Source organism: Paenibacillus sp. Y859, assembly GCF_056786405.1.
The window spans coordinates 18,643-41,432 of sequence record NZ_JBXCIZ010000015.1; the positions used below are offsets into that span (position 1 = coordinate 18,643).

Annotated in this window: 19 protein-coding genes and 1 pseudogene; 5 read left to right on the plus strand and 15 right to left on the minus strand. The window is 40.6% G+C overall.

What is annotated here, in order from left to right:
* Window positions 1-6: 6 nt before the first annotated feature.
* From AC1TO8_RS20875 to AC1TO8_RS20910, 8 genes and pseudogenes are all read right to left on the minus strand, one after another.
* Window positions 7-1,194 (minus strand): GmrSD restriction endonuclease domain-containing protein, encoded by a 1,188-nt coding sequence (locus AC1TO8_RS20875; RefSeq protein ID WP_482057555.1) that lies wholly within the window; start codon window positions 1,192-1,194, stop codon window positions 7-9.
* A gap of 534 nt (window positions 1,195-1,728) precedes the next feature.
* A pseudogene (locus AC1TO8_RS20880) lies at window positions 1,729-1,824 on the minus strand (excalibur calcium-binding domain-containing protein); the annotation flags it as partial.
* A gap of 435 nt (window positions 1,825-2,259) precedes the next feature.
* A complete protein-coding gene (locus AC1TO8_RS20885) occupies window positions 2,260-3,213 on the minus strand; it encodes a tyrosine-type recombinase/integrase (protein WP_482057556.1) in 954 nt (317 codons plus the stop codon).
* 159 nt (window positions 3,214-3,372) lie between these two features.
* Window positions 3,373-4,911 (minus strand): glutamine-hydrolyzing GMP synthase, encoded by a 1,539-nt coding sequence (guaA, locus tag AC1TO8_RS20890; protein WP_482057557.1) that lies wholly within the window; start codon window positions 4,909-4,911, stop codon window positions 3,373-3,375.
* Window positions 4,912-4,984: 73 nt separating this feature from the next.
* Window positions 4,985-7,285, minus strand: coding sequence for a transglutaminase TgpA family protein (locus tag AC1TO8_RS20895; protein ID WP_482057558.1), 2,301 nt, complete (start codon window positions 7,283-7,285; stop codon window positions 4,985-4,987).
* On the minus strand, window positions 7,245-8,543 hold the full coding sequence (locus tag AC1TO8_RS20900; RefSeq protein WP_482057559.1) for a DUF58 domain-containing protein: 1,299 nt from the start codon (window positions 8,541-8,543) through the stop codon (window positions 7,245-7,247). The genes AC1TO8_RS20895 and AC1TO8_RS20900 overlap by 41 nt, the downstream gene beginning before the upstream one ends.
* A complete protein-coding gene (locus AC1TO8_RS20905) occupies window positions 8,540-9,472 on the minus strand; it encodes an AAA family ATPase (RefSeq protein ID WP_482057605.1) in 933 nt (310 codons plus the stop codon). Before AC1TO8_RS20905 ends, AC1TO8_RS20900 begins: the two co-directional genes overlap by 4 nt.
* 150 nt (window positions 9,473-9,622) lie before the next feature.
* Window positions 9,623-10,996, minus strand: a complete 1,374-nt coding sequence (locus AC1TO8_RS20910) for a polysaccharide deacetylase (RefSeq protein WP_482057560.1) — start codon at window positions 10,994-10,996, stop codon at window positions 9,623-9,625.
* Between the two features lie 117 nt (window positions 10,997-11,113).
* Between AC1TO8_RS20910 and AC1TO8_RS20915 the strand changes: the two genes are divergently transcribed.
* The 3 genes from AC1TO8_RS20915 (at window position 11,114) to clpP (ending at window position 13,333) form a co-directional block, all read left to right on the plus strand.
* Window positions 11,114-11,761, plus strand: a complete 648-nt coding sequence (locus AC1TO8_RS20915; RefSeq protein WP_482057561.1) for a DedA family protein — start codon at window positions 11,114-11,116, stop codon at window positions 11,759-11,761.
* 141 nt (window positions 11,762-11,902) lie between these two features.
* Window positions 11,903-12,592, plus strand: a complete 690-nt coding sequence (locus AC1TO8_RS20920; RefSeq protein ID WP_482057562.1) for a sigma-70 family RNA polymerase sigma factor — start codon at window positions 11,903-11,905, stop codon at window positions 12,590-12,592.
* A 156-nt stretch (window positions 12,593-12,748) separates the two neighbouring features.
* Window positions 12,749-13,333 carry an ATP-dependent Clp endopeptidase proteolytic subunit ClpP gene (gene clpP / locus AC1TO8_RS20925; protein ID WP_482057563.1) on the plus strand — a complete coding sequence of 195 codons (585 nt, stop codon included), beginning with the start codon at window positions 12,749-12,751 and terminating at the stop codon, window positions 13,331-13,333.
* Window positions 13,334-13,456: 123 nt separating this feature from the next.
* Here clpP and bcp read toward each other — a convergent pair whose 3' ends face one another.
* Window positions 13,457-13,927 (minus strand): thioredoxin-dependent thiol peroxidase, encoded by a 471-nt coding sequence (gene bcp, locus AC1TO8_RS20930; protein WP_482057564.1) that lies wholly within the window; start codon window positions 13,925-13,927, stop codon window positions 13,457-13,459.
* Between the two features lie 148 nt (window positions 13,928-14,075).
* Between bcp and AC1TO8_RS20935 the strand changes: the two genes are divergently transcribed.
* Window positions 14,076-15,086 (plus strand): LCP family protein, encoded by a 1,011-nt coding sequence (locus tag AC1TO8_RS20935; RefSeq protein ID WP_482057565.1) that lies wholly within the window; start codon window positions 14,076-14,078, stop codon window positions 15,084-15,086.
* Between the two features lie 18 nt (window positions 15,087-15,104).
* Window positions 15,105-16,409, plus strand: a complete 1,305-nt coding sequence (locus AC1TO8_RS20940; protein WP_482057606.1) for a glutamate-1-semialdehyde 2,1-aminomutase — start codon at window positions 15,105-15,107, stop codon at window positions 16,407-16,409.
* Window positions 16,410-16,810: 401 nt separating this feature from the next.
* Here the strand turns inward: AC1TO8_RS20940 and AC1TO8_RS20945 are convergent, their stop codons facing one another.
* From AC1TO8_RS20945 to AC1TO8_RS20970, 6 genes are all read right to left on the minus strand, one after another.
* The gene (locus tag AC1TO8_RS20945) at window positions 16,811-17,206 is read right to left on the minus strand and encodes a sensory rhodopsin transducer (protein WP_482057566.1); all 396 of its coding nucleotides are present in this window, start codon (window positions 17,204-17,206) and stop codon (window positions 16,811-16,813) included.
* A 15-nt stretch (window positions 17,207-17,221) separates the two neighbouring features.
* Window positions 17,222-18,256, minus strand: coding sequence for a glycoside hydrolase family 88/105 protein (locus AC1TO8_RS20950; RefSeq protein ID WP_482057567.1), 1,035 nt, complete (start codon window positions 18,254-18,256; stop codon window positions 17,222-17,224).
* A gap of 44 nt (window positions 18,257-18,300) precedes the next feature.
* The gene (locus AC1TO8_RS20955; protein ID WP_482057568.1) at window positions 18,301-19,437 is read right to left on the minus strand and encodes a rhamnogalacturonan acetylesterase; all 1,137 of its coding nucleotides are present in this window, start codon (window positions 19,435-19,437) and stop codon (window positions 18,301-18,303) included.
* A 21-nt stretch (window positions 19,438-19,458) separates the two neighbouring features.
* On the minus strand, window positions 19,459-20,295 hold the full coding sequence (locus tag AC1TO8_RS20960) for a carbohydrate ABC transporter permease (protein WP_482057569.1): 837 nt from the start codon (window positions 20,293-20,295) through the stop codon (window positions 19,459-19,461).
* Window positions 20,296-20,300: 5 nt separating this feature from the next.
* On the minus strand, window positions 20,301-21,188 hold the full coding sequence (locus tag AC1TO8_RS20965) for a carbohydrate ABC transporter permease (RefSeq protein WP_482057607.1): 888 nt from the start codon (window positions 21,186-21,188) through the stop codon (window positions 20,301-20,303).
* 156 nt (window positions 21,189-21,344) lie between these two features.
* A complete protein-coding gene (locus AC1TO8_RS20970) occupies window positions 21,345-22,649 on the minus strand; it encodes an ABC transporter substrate-binding protein (protein ID WP_482057608.1) in 1,305 nt (434 codons plus the stop codon).
* Between the last annotated feature and the right edge of the window lie 141 nt (window positions 22,650-22,790).

Sequence of the window (22,790 nt, forward strand, 5' to 3'; positions counted from 1 at the left end):
CACTTTTTATATAGCAAGTATATTTGTAAAATAATCACGTCTAACTTTATTAGATTTATTGATAAAATCTGTCTGTTCATACCATTCTATGATTTGGTGCTTTTGATTTTCCGTTATTATATTATCTTCTGAAGAGTGATAGGTTTTATAAACAAAATATCCTGTCAGATAAGTCAAAAAATCAATTCTTTCCGGCTCTTCTAAATCATTTTCTTCAATAAATAGAATAGCTTTATCCAATCCATTTAAAGTCATTTCTATACATTGCTGCAACTGTTCAACCTTTAAATCTACAATTATCTCTTTTTTTGCATCTGAGGCAAATGGTGCATAATTAGCAGTATGCTCTTTGTTTAAAGTTAATTCTACTGAGGGATTTAAAGTAGCTAGAGGAATAGATATTTCCGTATTTTTTTGAACAAATAAATAAGAATACCCTGCTGCTTCTAACTTGTCTTGGAAAGGCGTTGTATATTCTTTATAGAAATCTAAACCTTTCACTTGTAATTTAGTCAACTGCATTTGAGTTTTAGGAACTCGACTTCCTGCTAGGTTCAGTACATCGAACCATTCAATTTGTTCTTCCCCAGTTAAATCTTTAGCATAGTTCACTGAATATAAATAGTTAAAGAATTTATTGCGAATCTGGTTTAATATTGAATATACTTTAAAATGCGCTAAATCTGGATGGAGTTCAAGATAATCCGAATAAACTTGTGGATTTTTATTATATAAAATCCCCGCTGGAATTTCATTTTTCTTAGGTTCTTTGCCTTTTATATCTCTAAAAACTCCTGTTGAAATATTCAATACAATATCAGCAATAGAATCAAAATTATTATAGACCTCAAAGTTAGTGGTAATACGTTGCTGCCCATCCACTACTCCTAATTTATGCATTAAGTCATTTCCATTAACAGGATTTCGACTTAATAATTCAACGTGAGCCATATCAATACTATTTTCCCCAATCTTATTCATAGATATAGCCGACACTGGTGCTGATCCATTTAATTGGAAGTTTAGTAAATCAATTTTTTTCTTTAACGTCCATGCTAAATCGCGTTGGAACACTGGCATAATAATATCTCCATGTTCCACTTCTTGACACAAATCCTCAATACTTTTACGAACAGTTTCCTTTGTAGGATTATTATGTGCATTTTCTATTAATTTGGGTTCAATTTTAATCATATATCTCTACTCCTCGTTTTCAAACTTTTTTTATGATAACATTTTTAAAAAAATAATTCATCTACTTATTTTTGGATATTATGCAAATGTATAAGTAGCTGCTATTACTTTTTTATATATAATTATAAAAAATTAAAGCTGCTACTAATATAATTATATATTTAAAGAAAATAACTTCATTTGTTACTCAACGTTAAATTCATCTTTCATAAATTCGTACCAACTTGTTACTCCCCAAATAAACAGGTTCTTGTATTTGTAGTCAAGTCACAATTTGCTTTATTATGAAATTTCGTTCAATCCATAGATTATTATCCCCCTCTTAAAGGCTCGACCCTTGCGGTTAGCCTAAATACACCCTGATACCCGTGGTAAAGCGTACATTGCATCTGGCAAGGTCTCAGAGCCACTGAGAGACTGATATATCTACAACAGACTTATCAACGTCATGTGTTTGAACATCAATCTCGAACACCACATAATCCACCTCGAATCTATCATCAATTTCCTTCAAAATCCCGCTCCTCTTTGATATTACTCATATGCTACTCCATCGTGATCCCTGTCTATCTTAGTGCTATAACCAACATCCCCATCATGCAATGGAGCCTTCCCTGTTCCTCTCACAGCCTTACATTTAGCATTGGGGCACTGATAGTTGCTTAGGACTGTTCACTACCTTAGGCGTGGGTGCTGGAGCCTGTGTAAGCATTGGATCAGTAACGGCTGTCATCTTCTAGAAGGGACTTACAAATCTAACTGTTCTGAGACACTCCTAGCATCGAAAAAATAAATGTATTATTAAAATACCCCTACCATCATGATAAAGGTTGTTTGTTAACTCATATTGTCATTTTAAAGGCTTCAATCTTATCCCTTACGCATTATTACACTCTATTAGATAAAGTGTAAGCCAAGTAGATGTAGACGCTTAAAGCCCGAAATAGAGTCTCTCAGGGGCATGCAATTAATCCCCTTCACCTATTTATGATAAAGAATGGTATACACCAATCATTTTCATGACTAAAGTATTTACCAACGTACTGGTATCCATCAATATTAAGTTTAATTATCCTTGTTTATATTCTGTTTTATCTTCAACTCTTTTAATGGACTATGGACACGTCCTATCTCAAGTATGTCGTCTTGCTCCAATCCCCTTAGATATTTCGAAGTAATCTGTGTATCGAAATGCCCCATTAGTCTACTCAAACTGTAAATGTCGATTCCATTTCTCAACTGCTTCTGTGCGAAGTAATGACGACAATCATGTGGAGAGCATCGGACTTCTTTTCTCACACCAGCATTATTGCAATGTTCTTTCAAAATCTTATTAATACGGGAGCGGGACAATCTTACAGCTAATTGATCTAGGAAATAGTAATCCTCAATTTCGTCCTGCTGTCTTTTTTTGAATCGTTCCAGCTTTAATACCTCGAATCTTCTCATGTACTTACGCATGATATTGCTGATGTACACCAAACGCTGTTTAGAACCTTTCCCATGAATCAGAATATGTCTCCTAGCTATATCACTAATTTTAATGTCACATAGCTCAGAGACCCTTATACCAGTGTCAAAGAGCATGATAAGGATCAGCTTGTCACGAACATTGGAATACGTTTCTTCTTTGAGATCATTTATTATACGTGATACTTCATCGTCATTAAATGTGACAATGATTGTTTTCTCTTCCTTGAGATTTTTAATCCTTCTCATTGGATTTTCTTGTTCATCAATAAATTCTTCATCAACAAGATATTGATAAAATACTTTCATAGTCGCTAAATTATTATTAATTGTTCTGTTTACTTCTCTTCCTACACGTTGACGTTCTTGAATGTATCTTTTGATATGTAGTGGAGTAACGTCTTCAGCTTCATTTACACCTAATACTTCAACTGTGAATTTCCCCCATCTATTCAATCGATACAAACAAATATTGATATACTCCTTCTTCCTACCTTGTATCTCTTGGTTTAGCCTAAAATCCTCGATTAGTTCATTTATTTTGGTCATAAAAAATACCCCCTTCTATTCGCTAAATAACGCAAATAAAAGAGAGTAATTTTTTGCACTCAATTGTTGCAGGTGTACGTGGAACATCACCAATGCTAATGCCACAAACCCTTATGCATCAAGGGTTTAAAGGCGATTAATCTCATCGGTATTAACTTTCTACTCCCACTCAATCGTCGCTGGTGGCTTAGATGTAATGTCATACACAATTCTGTTAACATTATCCACTTCATTCACGATACGTACTGAGATTTTCTCAAGAATATCCCATGGTATACGAGCCCAATCCGCTGTCATGCCGTCGATTGAAGTAACCGCACGAATGCCGACAGTATAGGAATAGGTACGAGCATCGCCCATGACGCCTACGCTCTTCATGTTAGGAAGGGCCGTAAAATACTGCCAAATTTCACGATCTAATCCCGCTTTAGCAATTTCCTCACGCAGAATCCAATCGGAATCACGAACTATTTTCAATTTCTCATCTGTTACTTCTCCAAGGACACGAATCGCAAGACCAGGACCTGGGAATGGTTGACGCCATACGATTTCTTCTGGCAATCCACATTCTTTACCGACTTTACGTACTTCATCCTTGAACAATGCACTTAATGGTTCTACCAGCTCAAACTTAATATCATCAGGTAATCCACCGACATTATGATGTGATTTGATCGTTTGTGCAGTAGCTGTGCCACTCTCTACGATATCTGTATAAAGAGTACCTTGAGCTAAATATTTGAAGTCATCAAATTTATCTGACTCCTCCTGGAATACGTAAATAAATTCATTACCAATAATTTTACGTTTTTGCTCAGGATCATCTATGCCTTTCAGTTTACCTAAGAAGCGCTCTTGAGCATCGATTTTTACAACCTTCATATCGAATTTGCCCACAAATGTTTCCATTACGCTTTCGGCTTCACCTTTACGAAGTAGACCATGATCGATGAACATACAAGTTAATTGATCACCAATTGCTTTATGCAATAGAATCGCAACAACGGAAGAATCGACGCCACCAGATAATGCGCATAGCACTTTCTCTTTACCAACTTGTCTGCGAATATCCGCAATCGTTTCCTCGATAAAGGATTCCATTGTCCATTTACCTTCACATTGACATACTTCAAATAAGAAGTTACGAATCATCTCATTACCGTGTACAGTATGTTGAACTTCTGGATGGAACTGTACTGCGTATAAACTCTTCTCAACATTACTCATTGCAGCTATAGGTGCAGATTCAGTACCTGCATCCAATTGGAAGCCATCAGGAAGTTCCACAACGTGGTCACCATGACTCATCCATACCGTCTGCTTCAGTTCCAAACCTTTTAGAAACTTAGTCTCTTTTTCAAATAGTAAATCTGCTTTTCCATATTCCCGCTTAGACGAACGTTCTACTTTTCCATCCAACTGATGCGCCATAAGCTGCATACCGTAGCAAATACCAAAGATCGGCAAGTTCAGATCATAAATAGCAGGATCTACATGTGGTGCATTCTCTTCATAAACACTAGAAGGTCCACCAGAGAATACGATTCCTTTCGGAGAAAGTTCACGAATCTTCTCTATTGGCGTGTTATACGGTAACAACTCACTATATACACCCATGTCACGGATGCGGCGTGCTATTAACTGATTATATTGCCCCCCGAAATCTAGGACTACAATCATTTCATTTGGTTTATTCATTATGTGCCTCCCTCAATTCATTGATGTTAATTATACGCAACGATAAATCATACCGTCAAGAAAGTTAGAACAGTTAATTATACAGTGATTGAGCCAGTTGTGAGCATCGTTGTAAAAAGATGATACTATGTGCACGATTAAGGAATGTTTCATCATAAGCGATTCCTTCCCATTGTTCAACAAACTGCAGTAATTCTTCCTGCAAATCTTCTTCCTTAAGAGAATGGATATACTCTCTTACTGTTACCCCCATAGGGATAGGTCCGAATCGTCGTCCGACCTCGTCCCATACGACCCAAGCTGCCTTCAACAACTGTGCTTTCTGCGGAAACGTGCTTCGAGTAATAAATCGTAGACGCCATAGAAATAGAGTTCGACGACTCCTCCAAACACTCCACACAGACGCTATTATTAACATTGTCGCACAAATCAATCCTAGAATCTGATACCTTGATTCAGCTATAATCTTTCCTGCCTTCAGTAATTTCTTGCCTACGAAATGAATGGTGTTCGTATAGAAATCAACTACCGATTCCCTTATACTATCACCTTTGGTATCATGCTTAGCTATTGTCGGAGGTTCTGAGTTCCCTTCCTGAATAGAGAATCCCGGAGTTGGATCGAATGGTATCCATCCCATTTGAGGGAAATATACCTCTACCCATGAATGAGCATTCAGAGATTTAACAACATATGTACTTTGACTGCCACTCTCTAGCGTCCCAGGCGCATACCCTTTCACTAGTCGTGATGGAATACCTTGACTCCGAAGAAGAATAACCATCGATGTGGAGAAGTGATTACAATATCCTATCTTCGTCTGGAACAAGAAATGATCAACGAAATCCTGATTCGCCGGAGGTACGTTAGTATCTAGAGAATACTTATAGTTATTCTGCAAAAAAGACTGAACTGCGAGTACCCTATCATATCGATTGACCGTGTTAAGGGTTATTTCTTCACCTAGTTCTTTAATGCGTAAAGGTAATTGTTCTGGCAATTGCAAATAACGCTGAGATATTGGCTCGGGATCAGAACCAGTGCTTTTACGTAATGAATTGGCATTAATGACTGAAGGTACGACTTCCATCTGATAACTCGTTACGGGACTTGATCCGGTGGCTGCTGAGTATTTGATCGTACCCGACATGTCATCATGTAACAAATACGCTGGTCTTTCTCCGCTCATAGTCGTGACATTTAGAATTCGCTCTATTATTCCTCCACTAAACAGAGGACTTTCACCTGTCATGGATGGATTAAATCTTATGGTCTGAACGATGCGTTCTGTCTTTCCCTCTTCCGATGAGGCACTTTTTCGCAATTGTGCTTTCATATCAATCGCATAGAAGTACACCTGTGGCTCAGCCCAACGGCGTCCATCATAATATCCAAAGGATTCCCCTCTCCAATAAGACGGGATGGGTGACTCTGCTGTAAATACAATTTCATTTGAAAGTTTGAGAGGTACACCCATATCACCCTCCCCTGCACCATAACCTGTCACAGCTGACTTTGAATTCATTTGATTCATCGCCGCGCCTGACCATTCCTCTAATGTCGTCACTACAGATTGAACAACCTTTGTCTGAGCAGGACTAACCGTGATCATTCTCCCCCCCAACCAAGCTACACCCACGGCAACTCCAGTTACTATACAAACAGAAACAAACCAGCCAACATAACGCCGATTACGAAGTGCATATACTTGTGATGCTTGTTCACGATGTCTGGATAAGGATAGGCCCCCAACAACAACCATAAGCAGGAAAGCAGAACGGATAATATCTGCATACACATCTAATCCAAGCACTGCTTCTAGACACAATAGATAGATTACAGTAGCCAAAGCAAACAGCCCTATGCTTGATCGATCAAGAGCTAGTGATTGTACCGTCGCAACTAGCAGACCCCATCCTATAATAAGGATCAATGTTCGGGTCTCAGCACTAACTGTCGAAAGGTCCCATTTCTGTATGACGGTCATTATATCCTGCTGTACAACCGCCCCATAGGATAAGAAAGATTCAAGCCCACTATCTTCTTTAATAAGAAATACCCATGACCCAATCGTTAGCATTAGATGCAATGGAATACTTATAAGTAGCTTCCAACGAAACATCCCCACAAGTAACATGCATGCTGTGAGACCATACAATACACTTATTAACGAAACACTTAAAGATCCATTATAAATGGATTGAAGAGGATATAACCATTCCGTAAACAGACCGGCAAGCGGTATCGTTAGCAACATTCGATATAGAAGTGTATCCCCTTTTCGAGACTTTTGAAGAGAGTCATTCGTTCTGTGAGGAGCTACCCCCATCGGATTATATATAACGTTGTCTGTGCTCTGTATAGGAATTATCATGGCTTGTCACCCCCCTACTTGAAACAGCATCCACAGTATATTTCATCCCTGAAGAAGCAACATTTAACCTAAACAACCTAACTCCAAGACAGATGAGTGAATTAGCAAGCATATCTTGTCTTATTCGTTCCGCTTCTGTTTCCTTGAGATTTGCTAGCGAAGTAGGAGATTGGACAGAATAAATATCTAATTGCAGTCCTTTATGTTGAATTCTTGCTACTGACCGAGCAAGCTCCTGATCTAATCGTCCAGTAACGACAGTAAGTCTAGTTCCAAGACGTAACTGAGCCGCCTGTTCCTCTATCAGATGAGATATTCTGCTTGTTCCATCTAGATCTATAACGGCAAGAGTAGCTAGGTGAGAGATGGATGAGGAGGTCTGGGTAGAAGGGAACCTGCTTCCGTTAAGCAACTCGACTGGAATACGCTCTTCATTGGCAGTCTGAAGTAGACCCGTAGCGACGGATATCGCCCATTCAAATGACTCTCTCACCACATCCTCACCACCTTCTTTTCCAGATTCAGTCATCCTATAACTCTCTGGTGACTGATCTAGAATGATACATAGCTCATGATCCACTTCGTCCTCAGGAAGCCGAATCTGCAACCTTCCGAGTCGAGCTGAACTTTTCCAATGAACTCTACTCAGTGGATCTCCCACGGTATAATCACGAACTTCTTGCCCCCAATGACTCATCGGTCGGCGTTGCTGATATCCCTCAAGATCACCTTCCCTGACATCCTTGCTTGTCCATCCTTCTTCCAAAGAAATGACTGTAGGTGAAGGGAATACAACGATATTATCTTCATAATGTAATATATGACTGTTCTTGAAATAACGAAATAACCCACCCCATTCTACCTGATAGCTTTGAAAAGTGAACATTCCTCTTGGAATATTGTGTAGATAATACGTATAGGTAAAGGATCTGCGCCAACCTGGAAATAACAGACTACTATAACTTCCTTCAGTGAAATAATCAGTGACACTCATCCATGGGAGAGGAAGTATCGATCGAAATCGAATGTTCACCTCTACTTCAACTTCTGTTCCTACCGTTGGTCGTCTCGGATTAATATGTCGTTGTATCTCAATATGATGGGCACCGAACAGTTGAAAGCCAAGGCCAACCAATATAAAGGTCGCGCTCAACATGATCAAGAACCACACCGATGCCCCTCCGTACCATACAAATAACGCTACTAATGCTCCCGACCACGCAGCAACAATCGTCCATTCACGTAGCTTGTCTTTCATAGTTGGCTCCCACGCCGGCTTCGATGCGCAGACATACTGATTCTAGATAGTAGCTCCAATACAATCTCTTCCCCCGTATTGCCCCCCATTAGGCTCTGCGGATGAACTATGATGCGATGGGCAAGCACAGCAATGGCAGTCTCTTTAATATCATCTGGCGTTACATACATTCTTCCATTCATATAGGCTGTAGCTTGTGATGCTAACATCCAAGCCAACGTTCCTCGTGGACTGATCCCAAGCTTCAGTTTGGAATGTCTACGAGAAGCATCCGCTATAGATACTAGCAATTGTTTGATAGAATCATCTACAAATACAGTTCTCACTTCCCGCTGCATCGCTTCCATCTCTTCAACCATAATGACAGGTTTCACCCGCTCCAGCGGATGATTCATCTGCATCCGTGATAATAGATCCAACTCCTGCTCAGGGCTTGGATATCCTAGACTAAGCCGCATAAGAAAGCGATCAAGTTGTGCTTCGGGTAACCGATATGTCCCTTCAAATTGAAGTGGATTCTGAGTTGCCATTAAAAAGAATGGTCGCGGTAATGGATAAGTAGTACCATCAACGGTCACTTTTTTCTCCTCCATCGATTCTAGTAGAGCCGATTGTGTCCGTGGAGATGCACGGTTAATCTCATCCGCTAACACTACATTAGACAGGATGGGCCCTGGTCTAAATTCGAAATGACCACTTTTAGGATGATATACTGAAATACCTGTAATATCTGAAGGCATAAGGTCATATGTGAATTGAATACGTCCAAAAGATCCCCCCATGCAGGCGGCAATAGCTCGAACTAACATCGTTTTACCAACACCAGGTACATCTTCTAAAAGGACATGCCCACCACTTAACATCGATATCAGCACAAGGCGGATCTCAGATTCTTTACCTACCATAACCGTACTTACTCTTGAGATCATTCTATTTAATAGCTCTGGCGCAATATCTTTGCGATTTATAAATGGAGTAGACAATATGATAACCTCTCTTCACCTCATGGATTGATTTCCAAGAAATCTATCACTATTATTTCCATGAAAGAAGGATCGTAGACATTCATTGCATTATTTTCATAGATTACGATGTTGAGCTGTTCTCTTGTTGTCTATTGTTGTTACTCGCCATTCAACTTTATTCGTACTAACTGCGATCTGCGCATATCCTGTAACCTGAAGTAATTCACGAAGTGGAACCCACAGAGTATCTCCACTTAACTGTACAGGTACATTCATTGTCCTTTCGACCTGATTCATTATACGATTAGTGCTGATCAAATGACCTGTCACCACATTCATTTGAATGGATTCCGTCCCCTTGTTCATCCTAACTACTTTATTCTCGCTGTCCCATTCCACCTTAACTCCTAACTTCTCCATCGTTGCTCGAAGCGGAACCATCATTCTTCCTTCAGTCAGCCGATACTCCCCATATTTGAAATCCGTCTCCATTCTATCTATCTCCAGCACCAACCGTTTCCCTTTAGTGAAAAGCGCTGAATTAGGCGCAACATTGGTTGCAGTCCACTCTTGACTAGGTTGTTGACGCTTAAGAGCGCGAGCACGCTCAGTCACTTTAAATTGAACCGGCTCAAGCTCCGGAGTTAGAATATCAAATTTATATCCTTTATCTCGATAGTACGCAATAATTTCAGGAAGTGCCTTCACGGTCTCTTCATGCCCACTGCCATCATGCATCAATACAATAATCTCATCACTAGAAATGTCTGTCGTCGCACCCTTGATAATTTCTTGGGCTGGAACACCTCTTCGCTTCGAATCACCACTATCCACATTCCAATCTACAACCTGATAACCACCTTGCTTCAATAGAGTAAAATAGGTATCATCAAAATGTCCTGCTGTTCCTCCAGGTGCCCTTACTAAGGAAGGTCTGAAACCTGTTATGAGGCTAATCTCATCTTCGGTTTGTTTGATTTGGTTCCAAAATGGAGAGAATCCCTTATATAGCTCTTCGTAATTGTGATTATACGTATGATTGCCTAAGGCATGTCCTTCTTCCGTTATTCTCGTAATGAATTCAGGATAGCGATGGACTTGTTGACCTAATACAAAAAATGTAGCCTTAATATTGGATTCTTCTAAAATATCAAGCACTTTACCTGTAAGTTTACTTGGTCCATCGTCAAATGTAAGATACACTGTTTTCGCTGGTAGTGACGTTTCAGCCTTATTCTTTGTTGAAGACAGTAGCTCTATCGTTTGAGTACTGGACACACCTTCATTTATATCATTATGATCTAGTAATGTTGTTGATAGCACCTTAGGTAATGAGGTTAACGAACTTTTATTATCTGCAAACGTTATATCAATTGGTAGGACATGATCTTGCTGCATCTGCACTGACAAGACCACCACAGACATTAATATCATCATGAGCGTGACACGAATTTTGTGTTTGTGAAGTATTAACCATCGTTTAATCATACATTCAACCTCCACCGTTTCTATGAAATGAACTATTCTGATAGATTATATGGCGGAGTTTATAATAAAAGACTAGAGTATTTATATATCGTAGCAATTTATATAGGAGTGAGTATTTTGGAATTACTTCGTTGGGTTCATCTTCTTTTCGAGGAACATGGTTATCTAGTTTTGTTCATAGGCTTATTATTAGAATTCATCGCTCTTCCCTTTCCTGGGGAAACAACGATGGCCTACGCAGGTTATCTTTCCTATCTGGGTACGCTCCATTTCGGATGGCTTCTAATTCTATCCTTTCTGGGTACGACTATCGGTATAACCATCACTTATTTCATTGGTCTAAAGGCGGGACTACCTTTTATAAATAAATTTGGGAAGTGGTTGTTCCTATCTCCTCACAAATTAGAAAAAACGAGAATATGGTTTAGCAAATACGGACATGCTCTGATCTTTATCGGCTACTTTATTCCAGGTGTACGACATTTCACTGGGTATTTCTCTGGATTGAATGCTCTCCCCTTTCGTAAGTTTGCCTTTTATGCCTATAGCGGCGCACTATTCTGGGTCATTCTCTTTCTTGGTCTCGGTAAGATATTCGGTCCACAATGGTCCGTCGTGTTCCATTTAGTAGAGTTATATTCTCTTTGGATCTTCTTAGCACTCGGTATTATCGTACTAGTGTTGATCATCTATCGCTTCCGTGAAAAAGTGAGAAACGCTGTGTTTGTTAAAGAAAGCAAGAATAAAGTTAAACGTTCATCATAAACTTTGCACATACTAAAGGAGCCTTACACGGTATATATGTAAGGCTCCTTTTCACTTTATTTTATTATAAATAAATCGAGGGCGTATCTTTCCACCCTTCTCATACGTTATATACATATAGGCCTTGAAGGAGTGATTAACATGTTAATCCAAAAAAAAATTGAAACACAAATTGAACTAAAGACACAATGTGAAGATCTATATACAATATTGCAAATACACTGTCTCTCCATCACTAATAATCGTTGGGACGCTGACGATTTAACACAAGAGACCCTCGCTAAGACATTATCCTTCTATGCGTCTAAATGCGAACCCAATATCACCATGCCCCTACTGCGTACCATTGCGCAAAATTCATGGATTGACGAGTTGCGCAAAAAGTCTAAGTTACAGCTAGGGCCAATAGATGAATGTGGCCATGAAGATCAGAGCTCTGAAGATCTTCAAGAAGGGTTGGAACAGCTAATGGAGAGGTTAACTCCCAAGCAACTGTTAGCGTTCGTTATGAAGGAAGGCTTCATGTATTCATTGTCTGAGATCGCAATTAGACTACAGATCAAGGAAACAGCAGTCAAAGCACTCTTGTATCGGGCTCGCCAGAAATCCCAAGACCATCCCGGAGACTTTAGTCACCACTGGCTCAACATTTCTCAAGATTGGTTTAAAGATCGACTGCTCCAAGCTGTTAAATATGAGAGTCCTACCGTTCTAGAAGAACTGATTATTGCCATTAGTGAACCAACCATACAGAAACGTGTAAACAAAGAATCCCGTTCACCGGTCTGCATAAAGTTTCAATCATTATCGCCAATCCAAATGGCAGCCTAAATTTTTGCTACGCAAAAATTTAGGCTTATGCTTACGATGTTAGTTTTTCTTCAAAAAACTTTAACACCCATGCTTACGAAGAGAGTTTTTCTTCAAAAAGCTAAGCTTATGCTTTCGAAGTATTTTTGCTACGCAAAAATTTTAGGAGGATCCAAAATGAGTATTATACCTTATGTTGTTGAGCAGACCTCTCACGGAGAGAGATCATATGATATTTATTCTCGTCTACTGAAAGATCGCATTGTATTTCTAGGATCGGAGATTAACGACACTACGGCCAACAGCATTGTTGCACAGCTTCTTTTTCTAGCAGCAGATGATCCTGACAAAGACATTTCTCTGTACATTAACAGTCCTGGTGGTTCCGTTACAGCTGCCTTCGCAGTATATGATACGATGCAATTTATCAAACCTGAAGTCAGAACTATATGCACAGGACTTGCCGCTTCCGCTGCATCATTACTGCTCTTAGCTGGACATAAAGGTAAACGACTTGCATTACAGCACAGTGAAATTATGATTCATCAACCTTTGGGCGGAGCACAAGGTCAAGCAACAGACATTGAAATAACCGCACGACGTATTCTAAAAATAAAGGATCAATTGAATTATTTATATGCTGAAAAGACTGGTCAATCCTTAGAAAAGATAAGAATGGATATGGAACGAGACTATTACTTATCTGCTGAAGAAGCTAAATCCTATGGAATTGTGGATGAAGTGGTGTGTTCCCCCTTGTAACATATATGATCAAAAATCCAGCATCTTAGTTCCCTAAGATGCTGGATTTCTTTACATATAACAGCAGATCACTGCTGCCATACAGGCATGTCAGTCGATCTCCAATCATACATTTAATACTAATTATTGTTCGGATTGTAATAGTGTCAATATTTCTTCCGTATGTCCAGCTACTTTAACCTTACGCCATTGCCTCACAAGTATTCCTTCTGCATTAATAAGAAAAGTAGAGCGTACAATGCCCATATACTCTTTCCCAAACATTTTCTTAAGCTGCCACACACCGTATTTTTCGCTAACAACGTGATCCGTATCCGATAATAAAAGAAATGAAAGTTGATGACGCTCTACAAACTTCTGATGCGACTTCAAGTCATCTGGGCTGATTCCAAGAATGACTGCATCTAGCTCTTCAATAGCAGTATTAGCATCTCGAAAGTCGCAAGCTTCCTGCGTACAAGTAGGCGTCATATTCTTCGGATAAAAATATAGCACAACCTGGCGTCCGCGAAAGTCACTAAGTGACACTGTTTCTCCATTTGAAGCCATCAGTGTAAATTCTGGCACTACGCATCCTATTTCCAATAATTCCATATATCATCTTCCCCTTCATCTATCATTATTCTACTTGTACTCTTTTAAATTGATTGTATCCGCAATAATAACTATAATATAGTGGAACTGAATCCGATCTTGTCGAAAGTTGCATTTATTACCGAGAGTTGTGAAAGGAAGAAGCTTGATGTCAAAGAAAACGAAAAGAACCATTTGGTGGGTTCTTGCTATACTTATAATTGCAGTGATCAGTTATGCTGTATATTATTTCACATCTATCTACAATGGTCTAGAAGGATTGCAAAAAGAGGGAGAGGTCTCTCCATTTAGTCAATTGCAACAAGTCGAGGCCGCAACACCAGAACCTCCCAAATGGGAAGGGACGGAACTCGTTAGTATTCTGATCATGGGTGTGGATGGTCGAGGTGTTTCGGATGGTGAGATCCCCCGATCAGACAGTATGATGGTCGCAACATTAGACCCTGTGCAGAAAAGAATTCATCTTTTTTCCATTTTGAGAGATACTTATGTCGATATTCCTGATCACCGAAGTGACCGAATTAATTCGGCCATCACGCATGGTCCTAATACAGCTATGAAAGCAGTTAGCAATCTTCTGGGTATTCCCGTGCAATACTATGTTTATACTGATTTTCAGGGATTTATTAAACTGGTCGATTCCATAGGCGGTGTTGATTTCTATGTGGAAAAGAATATGAAATATAGCAGTAAAGCCGATAAACACGAATATGATATCGATCTCAAAGAGGGGCAACAGCACCTCGATGGAGATATGGCGTTACAATATGTCCGTTTCCGTCACGACGCCTTATCTGACTTCACTCGCACAGGGCGACAACGTGATTTCCTGAAGGCTATCGCTAATAAAATGAAAAGTACAACTTCGATTATAAAACTACCATCCATTCTAGAGCAGGTTAGTCCATTTGTTGACACAAACCTGGATATCAATGATATGTGGAAACTAGCGAACATCGGATATCAGAGCAAGATGTCTGGCAGCGAACAAATTCCTCCAATGAATATGCTCCTTGAAGAAACAATTGGTGGCGCGTCTGTTATTACCGTAAAAAGTTTAGAGAAGTTACAGCAATATGTACAAGACATTGTAATTCCGCCTGTTGCAGATGTAGAAGTTGTAACTGATGAAGAACAAGTTGGATCGATTACTGATTGAAAGGAAGTTTAGCAGATGATGAAACGTACACAATCCGAACATTTATATAACGAGGCTTTGCAGCATATTGTAGGTGGCGTCAATAGCCCATCTCGCTCATTCAAAGCTGTAGGAGGGGGGGCTCCTGTCTTTATGAAACGGGCTAAGGGAGCTCATTTCTGGGATGTCGATGACAATAAATATATTGATTACCTTGCAGCTTACGGACCTATTATTACTGGACATGCTCATCCCCATATTACCGCAGCCATAACTAAAGCAGCAGAGAATGGTGTACTGTATGGCGCTCCTACAGAATGGGAAATTCAGCTTGCACTCATGTTGAAAGACGCTATCCCTTCTATGGATAAGGTTCGGTTCGTTAATTCTGGTACAGAAGCGGTTATGACAACGATTCGTGTAGCACGTGCTTACACGAAACGTAACAAAATCATTAAATTTGCCGGCTGTTACCACGGTCATTCAGACCTAGTCCTTGTAGCCGCAGGATCTGGACCTTCCACACTAGGTATTCCAGACAGTGCTGGTATTCCACCAAGCATCGCTCAGGAAGTCATTACTGTGCCATTTAACGACTTAGATGGACTTAAAGCTGCCCTCGAACGTTGGGGCGATGATGTCGCCGCAGTTATGGTCGAGCCGATTGTAGGTAACTTCGGAATGGTTATGCCACACGATGGTTTTCTAGAAGGACTCTGCAAGATGACTCATGATAATGGATCACTCGTGATCTATGACGAAGTCATCACTGCTTTCCGCTTCCATTATGGATCAGCTCAGACCTTCGCAGATTTACACAATCATGAGGCCATCGCACCCGATCTTACAGCTTTAGGTAAAATCATTGGTGGTGGTTTACCGATTGGTGCATACGGCGGTAGAAAACATGTCATGGAACAGGTCGCTCCACTTGGGCCTGCTTATCAAGCCGGAACGATGGCAGGTAACCCTGCTTCCATTCTTTCAGGTATTGCTTGCTTAGAAGTTCTACAGGGTGATGGCGTCTACGAAGAGATGAATCGTCTCGCAGTGAAGCTAACTAATGGTCTACAGGCTTCGGCAGATCGTCATGGTATTCCACTCACTATTAACCAAATTCGTGGTTCCTTCTCTACTCATTTCTGTAATCATCCCATTACGAATTATGAGGAGGCTCAGGATACAGATGGAGAAATCTTCGCCTCATTCTTTCGCCATATGTTGAATCATGGCATCAATTTGGCTCCGTCTAAATACGAAGCATGGTTCCTAACAACAGCCCATACAGATGAAGATATCGAACTGACCATAGATGCAGCGGAGAAGTCTTTTCGCCTCATGTAACTGGTTGCCACTGCTTGAGACAGGAAGCATCGGAATATACCCAGAGAGGATCAATTGCACTTAGAAAAGGGACTTCCCCTATGCTAGGAAGCAGAAGCCCGTGGAGTAGTTGCAAAAGATACACTTATTCGGAAGGCAAAGTAGGATAATAAAAAAATAGATGCAAAAGCTGCAGTTAAAATGTGGATAACAGTGAATAGCAGGGGATCCTCGATAATTAGCTGCACTCTGTGCAGCTAATATGAGCATATAAGGATATGGTGAGGATTTAAGTGTACTCTGTGCAGTTGTTGGTGTCGGTGGAGACCATAGCTAGTGATATTAGCATTAGATGACTGTTGATGATGCTAGTGGAGGGATAAACTCCCTCACCTAAGACGCCGAAAGGCGTCTTTCTTATTTCACAATATAGGATGTGCCATCACACTCATGAGAGCTAGCTCGGCTTGCGTTGAATCTAGCCGACTGTACTGCACGATAATAGGAATAGAACTCTTCACAAGAATGGCATAGGGCACACCTACAGGGATATGCTCTCCTACACTCTGTAATGAGGCTGTCCTAATATGCTTAGTCCGGCGCCCTTCAACAATCTCAGTAATATTCTCAAGCGGTTCCCGATCCTCGAAATAAATCGTAATCTGGAGTTCCGCTACTTCGTTCCCGCAATTCAGTACACAAATGCTCTCATGACTCTGTAATATCCCCTGACTAATCTCTGGTATGTACCCATCAGGTATGACCCATTGCTTACTTCCATGTCCTTCAGTATGTAATCCACTTAATGGATTCATCATAAACACTCCCTGCTCTCAGCCGTATAGATTGTCCTTCGTCCGTAATAGTTCAGCAAGAAAGGCTAAGGTTAATCCTTGACCCCAGCCCTGAATACGATTATATGGCACCTCACGATAACCTTGAATATCGTTCATGACTGCCGTACCTGCAGACACCTCGGTGACCGTTCCATCTTCTTTAATCCGTGCTAATAAGCCATCGATCGCCTTCTGCGTGTATTTGTTATACAAGCGCCCCCTCATTAGAATAGCTGTAGCAATCCCCGCTGAGCCTGAAACTTCAATATAAGAAGACTCGTCTTGCAGAATCGTATGCCATAATCCTTCTGGTGACTGTAATCGAACAAGGGCACTCAATTGATCCCGAAGTGAACCATCAATCATCATATAGGATGGATGCGTTACTTCGACTAACTTCAAGGCCTTGGACATGGTCAGTGCTGCCCATGAATTCCCTCTTGCCCAGTACATACCAGACATATGATTCTGGTCAAGATGATCCCATCCATGATAATACAGGTTCGTGCCTGGGTCCTGAAGATATTTCTCATGTCCATGATACTGCTTCAATCCATCTTCTATATAAGCCCTATTTCCTGTTAAATATCCGATGCGAAGCAGGTAATAGCCTGCCATGAACATCGTATCCACCCAGGCCTGTTCAGGGAATACATCATGGACTGAATTCACTGTATGTTGGAAGATCCCTTCGCCGAATCGTTCTGCTGTATGCGTTAGAAACTCAGCCATTTCAATGGCAATGTCTAGATATTTCTGCTCTTGAGTCGCTTCATATAGAGTTAGCATCGAATGTCCGACGGATACCCCATTAACTGATAACTTCGGTAAGCCATCTTCTATATTCTCATCCGCCCAACTTTTTAAGCGTTCTAAATATTCTAGCTTGCCTGTTGCCTGATAGGCTTCACAAATACCGTAGAATGCGACACCTCCAGGCCAGTCCCAGTGGAAGTCCATATTAAATGTTCGATCCACTACACGATCTATCACCTTAACAATTTCCTGTTCATCAAATATTAATGTAGCCATGTTCTTTCCCCTCTTTCTCACTTTTTGAACTTCCCCTCATCTGTTTAGCGTAAATACATCCGCAGGGGTTGAATATCTAACTTACAGATCTGATCTACCACCTGTTCTGCTAGACGTAACGCTCCCCATTCTTGGAAGTGTGTGTTATCCTCTACACCCCCGGGATGATTCAAATATTCACCTGGATATGTCCACATGAAGTATTGTTTACTTCCCTCTATTCCCGCTTCTTCAAAAATAATCTTACTTTCTGCCGCCAAATCAATCAGCGGTATATCCTCTTCAACTGCCAGTTCCTTCATCGCTGTTATATATTCACCATGCGTGTCCGTAAGTCCCCCGTCATCATTAAAATAACGCCTGTGGACAGGAGTAATGAATACAGGACGAGCTTGCTTCTCCTTAGCAGCATCTATGTACACTTTCAGATGTTGCTTATATGTCGTAAAGGCTTCTGTCCCTCGATTGGGGTCACTTTTCTCATCATTGTGGCCGAATTGAATGAAGAAGAAATCCCCCGCTCTCATTTTCTCGACAATAACGTCCAATCTCCCCTCCTCAATAAAGCTACGTGAACTTCGCCCAGATTTCGCGTGGTTATCCACGAGCACATCATGTTTGAATAGTGCTGGAAGCATTTGTCCCCAACCTGCATACGGATATCCCGTTGATGGTTGGTCCGTCACTGTCGAATCCCCAGCTAGAAACAGTGTTAGTGTTTCTTCTGCTGGAGAGATTGTCACGACATTGATACGTGGAGCTGCGCCTGAGAATCTAAGCACTAATCTTCCATCATGAATAGCAACGGTGAACATCGCCACCTTGAACTGCCCTCGAATGGTCGATATATATGGCAGTACCGATTTACTCTCACCTGCCCTAATGATGGTCAACGTATCTGCAAGCGCATCTCCAATCTCTACCGTAACACGATATATTCCATCAGGAACCTTCACCACAAAGTCCATCCCCATAGGTATACAAAAGCTCTGTCGTAGATGCTCCTTACCTGAAGACACCTCCGGTCGTTCCATTCGATTCCGACCAAACACTTGACCATCACCCTCAAACCCATATCCAGTTTCATCATCATATCGAGAATCAGGTGATACACCGATATACCCTTCTGTTGGTATGCCAAGTCCGAAATCAAATGTCCATTCTTGATTGAGGCTACTCATCCGTTCTCTACATCTCCCTTCTCATCCCTTCAAGCCACTGCTACTCATACCCTCCACAATCTGTTTCTGAAAAGCAAAGAATACAACGATAACTGGGATTAGACTAACAATGGACATCGCGAACATCGCACCCCAATTTGATGCAGACTCACTATCAAGAAACATTTTAAGTGCCATAGATACGGTATATTTCTCCGGAGAGTTGAGATAAAGTACAGGACCAAGCAAATCCTCCCAACGCCAATAGAATGAGAATATAGCCGCTGTAGCCAGTGATGATTTAAGTAGTGGCATAATGATTTGCAAATACAATCGAAACTTCCCACATCCGTCAATAGCTGCCGCGTCATCCAATTCGCCAGGAATTGTTCTTATAAATTGGACCATTAGAAATATAAAGAAGGGCATTCCGAAAAAGGAAGGAACGACAAGTGGTAGAATCGTATTCAGCCAACCTAACTTCGTAAAGATAATATATTGTGGAACAAGTACTACATCACTTGGTAGCATCAAAGTTACCATCATGAGTGCGAACCAGAACTTCTGCCCCACAAATTTAAGTCGCGCAAATCCAAATGCAATCAATGAAGATGAGATAACTGCGCCAATCGTCGCTATAACAACGATCACCGAAGTGTTCATCATATACTTACTGAAAGGATATAATGTTCCTTTCCACCCTACAGAATAATTACTCCAAATCCAGGTGTCTGGAAACAAAGTATTCGCCGTTAGGAATATAACCCGGCTTTCTTTAAACGAACTGAATAACATCCATAGAACGGGATAGAGCATAACAATTGCGAGTACTGCTACTATAATATGATATATAGGCCATTTGAATCTTCTCCATGCCATATCGCTCAACGGCCTCCTTCCGATTCGTAAAAGACCCAGAATTTAGAAGTCATAAACAGGAGTCCTGTCATGATTCCGATAAGAATGAGCATGATCCAAGCCATTGCTGAAGCATACCCCATATTGTTAAACATAAAGGCTTGACGGAACAAGTATAGAGAATAGAGCATCGTCCCCCCCATTGGACCACCCTCACCCTTAGAAATAACGTATGCGGGTACAAATGTCATGAATGCACTAATCGTTTGCATAATCATATTAAATAACACAATAGGGCTTAACAAAGGTAGTGTAATACTGAAAAACTTGCGTATCGGTTTTGCACCGTCCACACCTGCCGCTTCGTACATTTCTGGTGAAATATTTTTGAGCCCTGCGAGAAATATGAGCATAGAAGATCCAAATTGCCATACAGATAGGGAAATCAGCATAACTAAGGATGCGTTAGGATTTCCGAACCACTGTACCGGATCTAGTCCGAACCAGCCTATCAGGCTATTCACAATTCCTTCATTACTAAAAATATTACGCCACATAATGGATACCGCTACACTTCCTCCAATAATGGAAGGTAGATAATACATCGTGCGATACGCTCCAACCATACGAGACTTTGTATTTAGAATCATGGCAATAAACAAAGCAAATATAAGTCGGAGAGGGACTCCTAGAAATACGTAGATTAATGTGACTTTTACGGAATTCCAATAGTTTGGATCATTAGAGAACATCTTTTCGTAATTATCAAAACCAATCCATTTAGGCGAAGCGAATAAATTATAATTCGTAAAGGATAAATACAATGAAATAAACATCGGTATAAGTGTAAAGGCTAGAAAGCCTATTATAAACGGACTAATGAAAGCATATCCGGTCAAATTCGATTTCAGCATACCATTCCGCCGCACAATACCAGGCCTCCCTATTGATCTGATGTACTCCACACCCCATGCATTATCTATTGAATTCGGAGATGGATATCCTCCACCTCCGAATCACTAGGCATCGTTCGGGCAAGTAGACATCATATTCAATTCTACTTGTTGCTTCTACTTGTTATTTGCTAGGATGGCATTTGCAGCTTCTCTAAATTTAGGTGCAACTTCTGCTGCTGTCTTCTGTCCAAAGTTGATCTCTTCTGCGTAATCCGTCAACATAGCAATGATTTCCGGTGATCCTACAGGAGGAGGTGAACTCATTGGCGAAGCATTGGGTTCCATAGCTGCTACGAATTCAAAGACTTGTTTCGTCTGATCACTCAGTTGAGATGCCAATGATTCTTTAATTTTGCTCGAAATAGGAACCCCACGGTCTCCCTTGATCAATTGATTGGCTTCCACATCATTAATCCAATAATCAATAAACTTTGCAGCTTCCTCTTTAACTTTAGAGTTAGAAGTTACCGCCCAGTACATACTCGGTTGCATGTAAAGACCTTTATTCATATCTGGGCCTACCATTGGAGCTAATTCCATAGGGCGATTTACGACCGTCTGTAATCCAGTGAATTGATTAGACCATTGCCAAATTCCTATACCCTTTTCTTTCACAATGTCCGATTCTTCTACAATTCCCTTAGATTGATTGGCCACCCCTGGATCAGGTGCTGCACCTGATTTCACCATACGAGCAAGGCGATCGAAATAATCTACAAACAATGCATCATCTTCATATCCAAGCGCTGTACCTTCTGGATTGTATAGAGTCAAGCCTTTCGTACGAAGATAGTAGTTAAAGAATATGTCCGGTGCCATACCATTATCAAAGTACAGTTTATTCGAAGCCGCCGTCTGACCTAACTCTTCATATTTATCCCAGTCCCAGTCCGCTGGAATAGAATCAATCCCAGCCTTCTTCAGAAGTGCTGGATCATATTGATATCCAAGCACGTTGACACCTGTAGGAATACCATACTGCTTCCCTTCTATAATTCCTGTACTTAGAACATTCTCACTGACATCTGCTAATTGAATCTGATTATTCAAGTAAGGACTGAGATCCTCTAACCGTCCATTCTTTGCATATTGGCTAATGTATGAGACATCCATCTGAACAATATCTGGTAGCTGATTAGCTGCTGCTTGAGGGGCTAGCTTTTTCCAATAATCATCGAAGGACGCGTACTCAAAGTCAATTTTGACATGTGGATTTTTAGCCTTGTACATATCAATGACTTTCTGTGTATACTCATGACGTGTGTCTGATCCCCACCAAGCAATCCGTAAAGTTACGTTTTTCTTAGCGGTTTCAGTACTTTTGCTTTCTCCCTCAGTAGTGGTAGCTTGCGTTTCTTTCGTGTTCGCTGCGTTTCCACATGCTGTTACAAACAGAAGCATCAACACCGTCAACAACATTGTCGCTCTTTTCTTCAATTCTTTTCGCCCCTTTTCAAGTATGATCATTTGCACTTCCATCAAGTTGGCAACGCTTTCATTATTGTAGATTTATTCTCCCAAATTAGCATTTGGAATTGAATACACAAATCAGACCTCTTG

Excerpts from the sequence above, each read along its gene's own strand:
- AC1TO8_RS20875 (WP_482057555.1), bottom strand. The coding sequence starts at position 1,194 with ATGATTAAAATTGAACCCAAATTAATAGAAAATGCACATAATAATCCT.
- AC1TO8_RS20885 (WP_482057556.1), bottom strand. The coding sequence starts at position 3,213 with ATGACCAAAATAAATGAACTAATCGAGGATTTTAGGCTAAACCAAGAG.
- guaA (WP_482057557.1), bottom strand. The coding sequence starts at position 4,911 with ATGAATAAACCAAATGAAATGATTGTAGTCCTAGATTTCGGGGGGCAA.
- AC1TO8_RS20895 (WP_482057558.1), bottom strand. The coding sequence starts at position 7,285 with ATGATAATTCCTATACAGAGCACAGACAACGTTATATATAATCCGATG.
- AC1TO8_RS20900 (WP_482057559.1), bottom strand. The coding sequence starts at position 8,543 with ATGAAAGACAAGCTACGTGAATGGACGATTGTTGCTGCGTGGTCGGGA.
- AC1TO8_RS20905 (WP_482057605.1), bottom strand. The coding sequence starts at position 9,472 with ATGATCTCAAGAGTAAGTACGGTTATGGTAGGTAAAGAATCTGAGATC.
- AC1TO8_RS20910 (WP_482057560.1), bottom strand. The coding sequence starts at position 10,996 with ATGATTAAACGATGGTTAATACTTCACAAACACAAAATTCGTGTCACG.
- AC1TO8_RS20920 (WP_482057562.1), top strand. The coding sequence starts at position 11,903 with ATGTTAATCCAAAAAAAAATTGAAACACAAATTGAACTAAAGACACAA.
- clpP (WP_482057563.1), top strand. The coding sequence starts at position 12,749 with ATGAGTATTATACCTTATGTTGTTGAGCAGACCTCTCACGGAGAGAGA.
- bcp (WP_482057564.1), bottom strand. The coding sequence starts at position 13,927 with ATGGAATTATTGGAAATAGGATGCGTAGTGCCAGAATTTACACTGATG.
- AC1TO8_RS20935 (WP_482057565.1), top strand. The coding sequence starts at position 14,076 with ATGTCAAAGAAAACGAAAAGAACCATTTGGTGGGTTCTTGCTATACTT.
- AC1TO8_RS20940 (WP_482057606.1), top strand. The coding sequence starts at position 15,105 with ATGAAACGTACACAATCCGAACATTTATATAACGAGGCTTTGCAGCAT.
- AC1TO8_RS20945 (WP_482057566.1), bottom strand. The coding sequence starts at position 17,206 with ATGATGAATCCATTAAGTGGATTACATACTGAAGGACATGGAAGTAAG.
- AC1TO8_RS20950 (WP_482057567.1), bottom strand. The coding sequence starts at position 18,256 with ATGGCTACATTAATATTTGATGAACAGGAAATTGTTAAGGTGATAGAT.
- AC1TO8_RS20955 (WP_482057568.1), bottom strand. The coding sequence starts at position 19,437 with ATGAGTAGCCTCAATCAAGAATGGACATTTGATTTCGGACTTGGCATA.
- AC1TO8_RS20960 (WP_482057569.1), bottom strand. The coding sequence starts at position 20,295 with ATGGCATGGAGAAGATTCAAATGGCCTATATATCATATTATAGTAGCA.
- AC1TO8_RS20965 (WP_482057607.1), bottom strand. The coding sequence starts at position 21,188 with ATGCTGAAATCGAATTTGACCGGATATGCTTTCATTAGTCCGTTTATA.
- AC1TO8_RS20970 (WP_482057608.1), bottom strand. The coding sequence starts at position 22,649 with ATGTTGTTGACGGTGTTGATGCTTCTGTTTGTAACAGCATGTGGAAAC.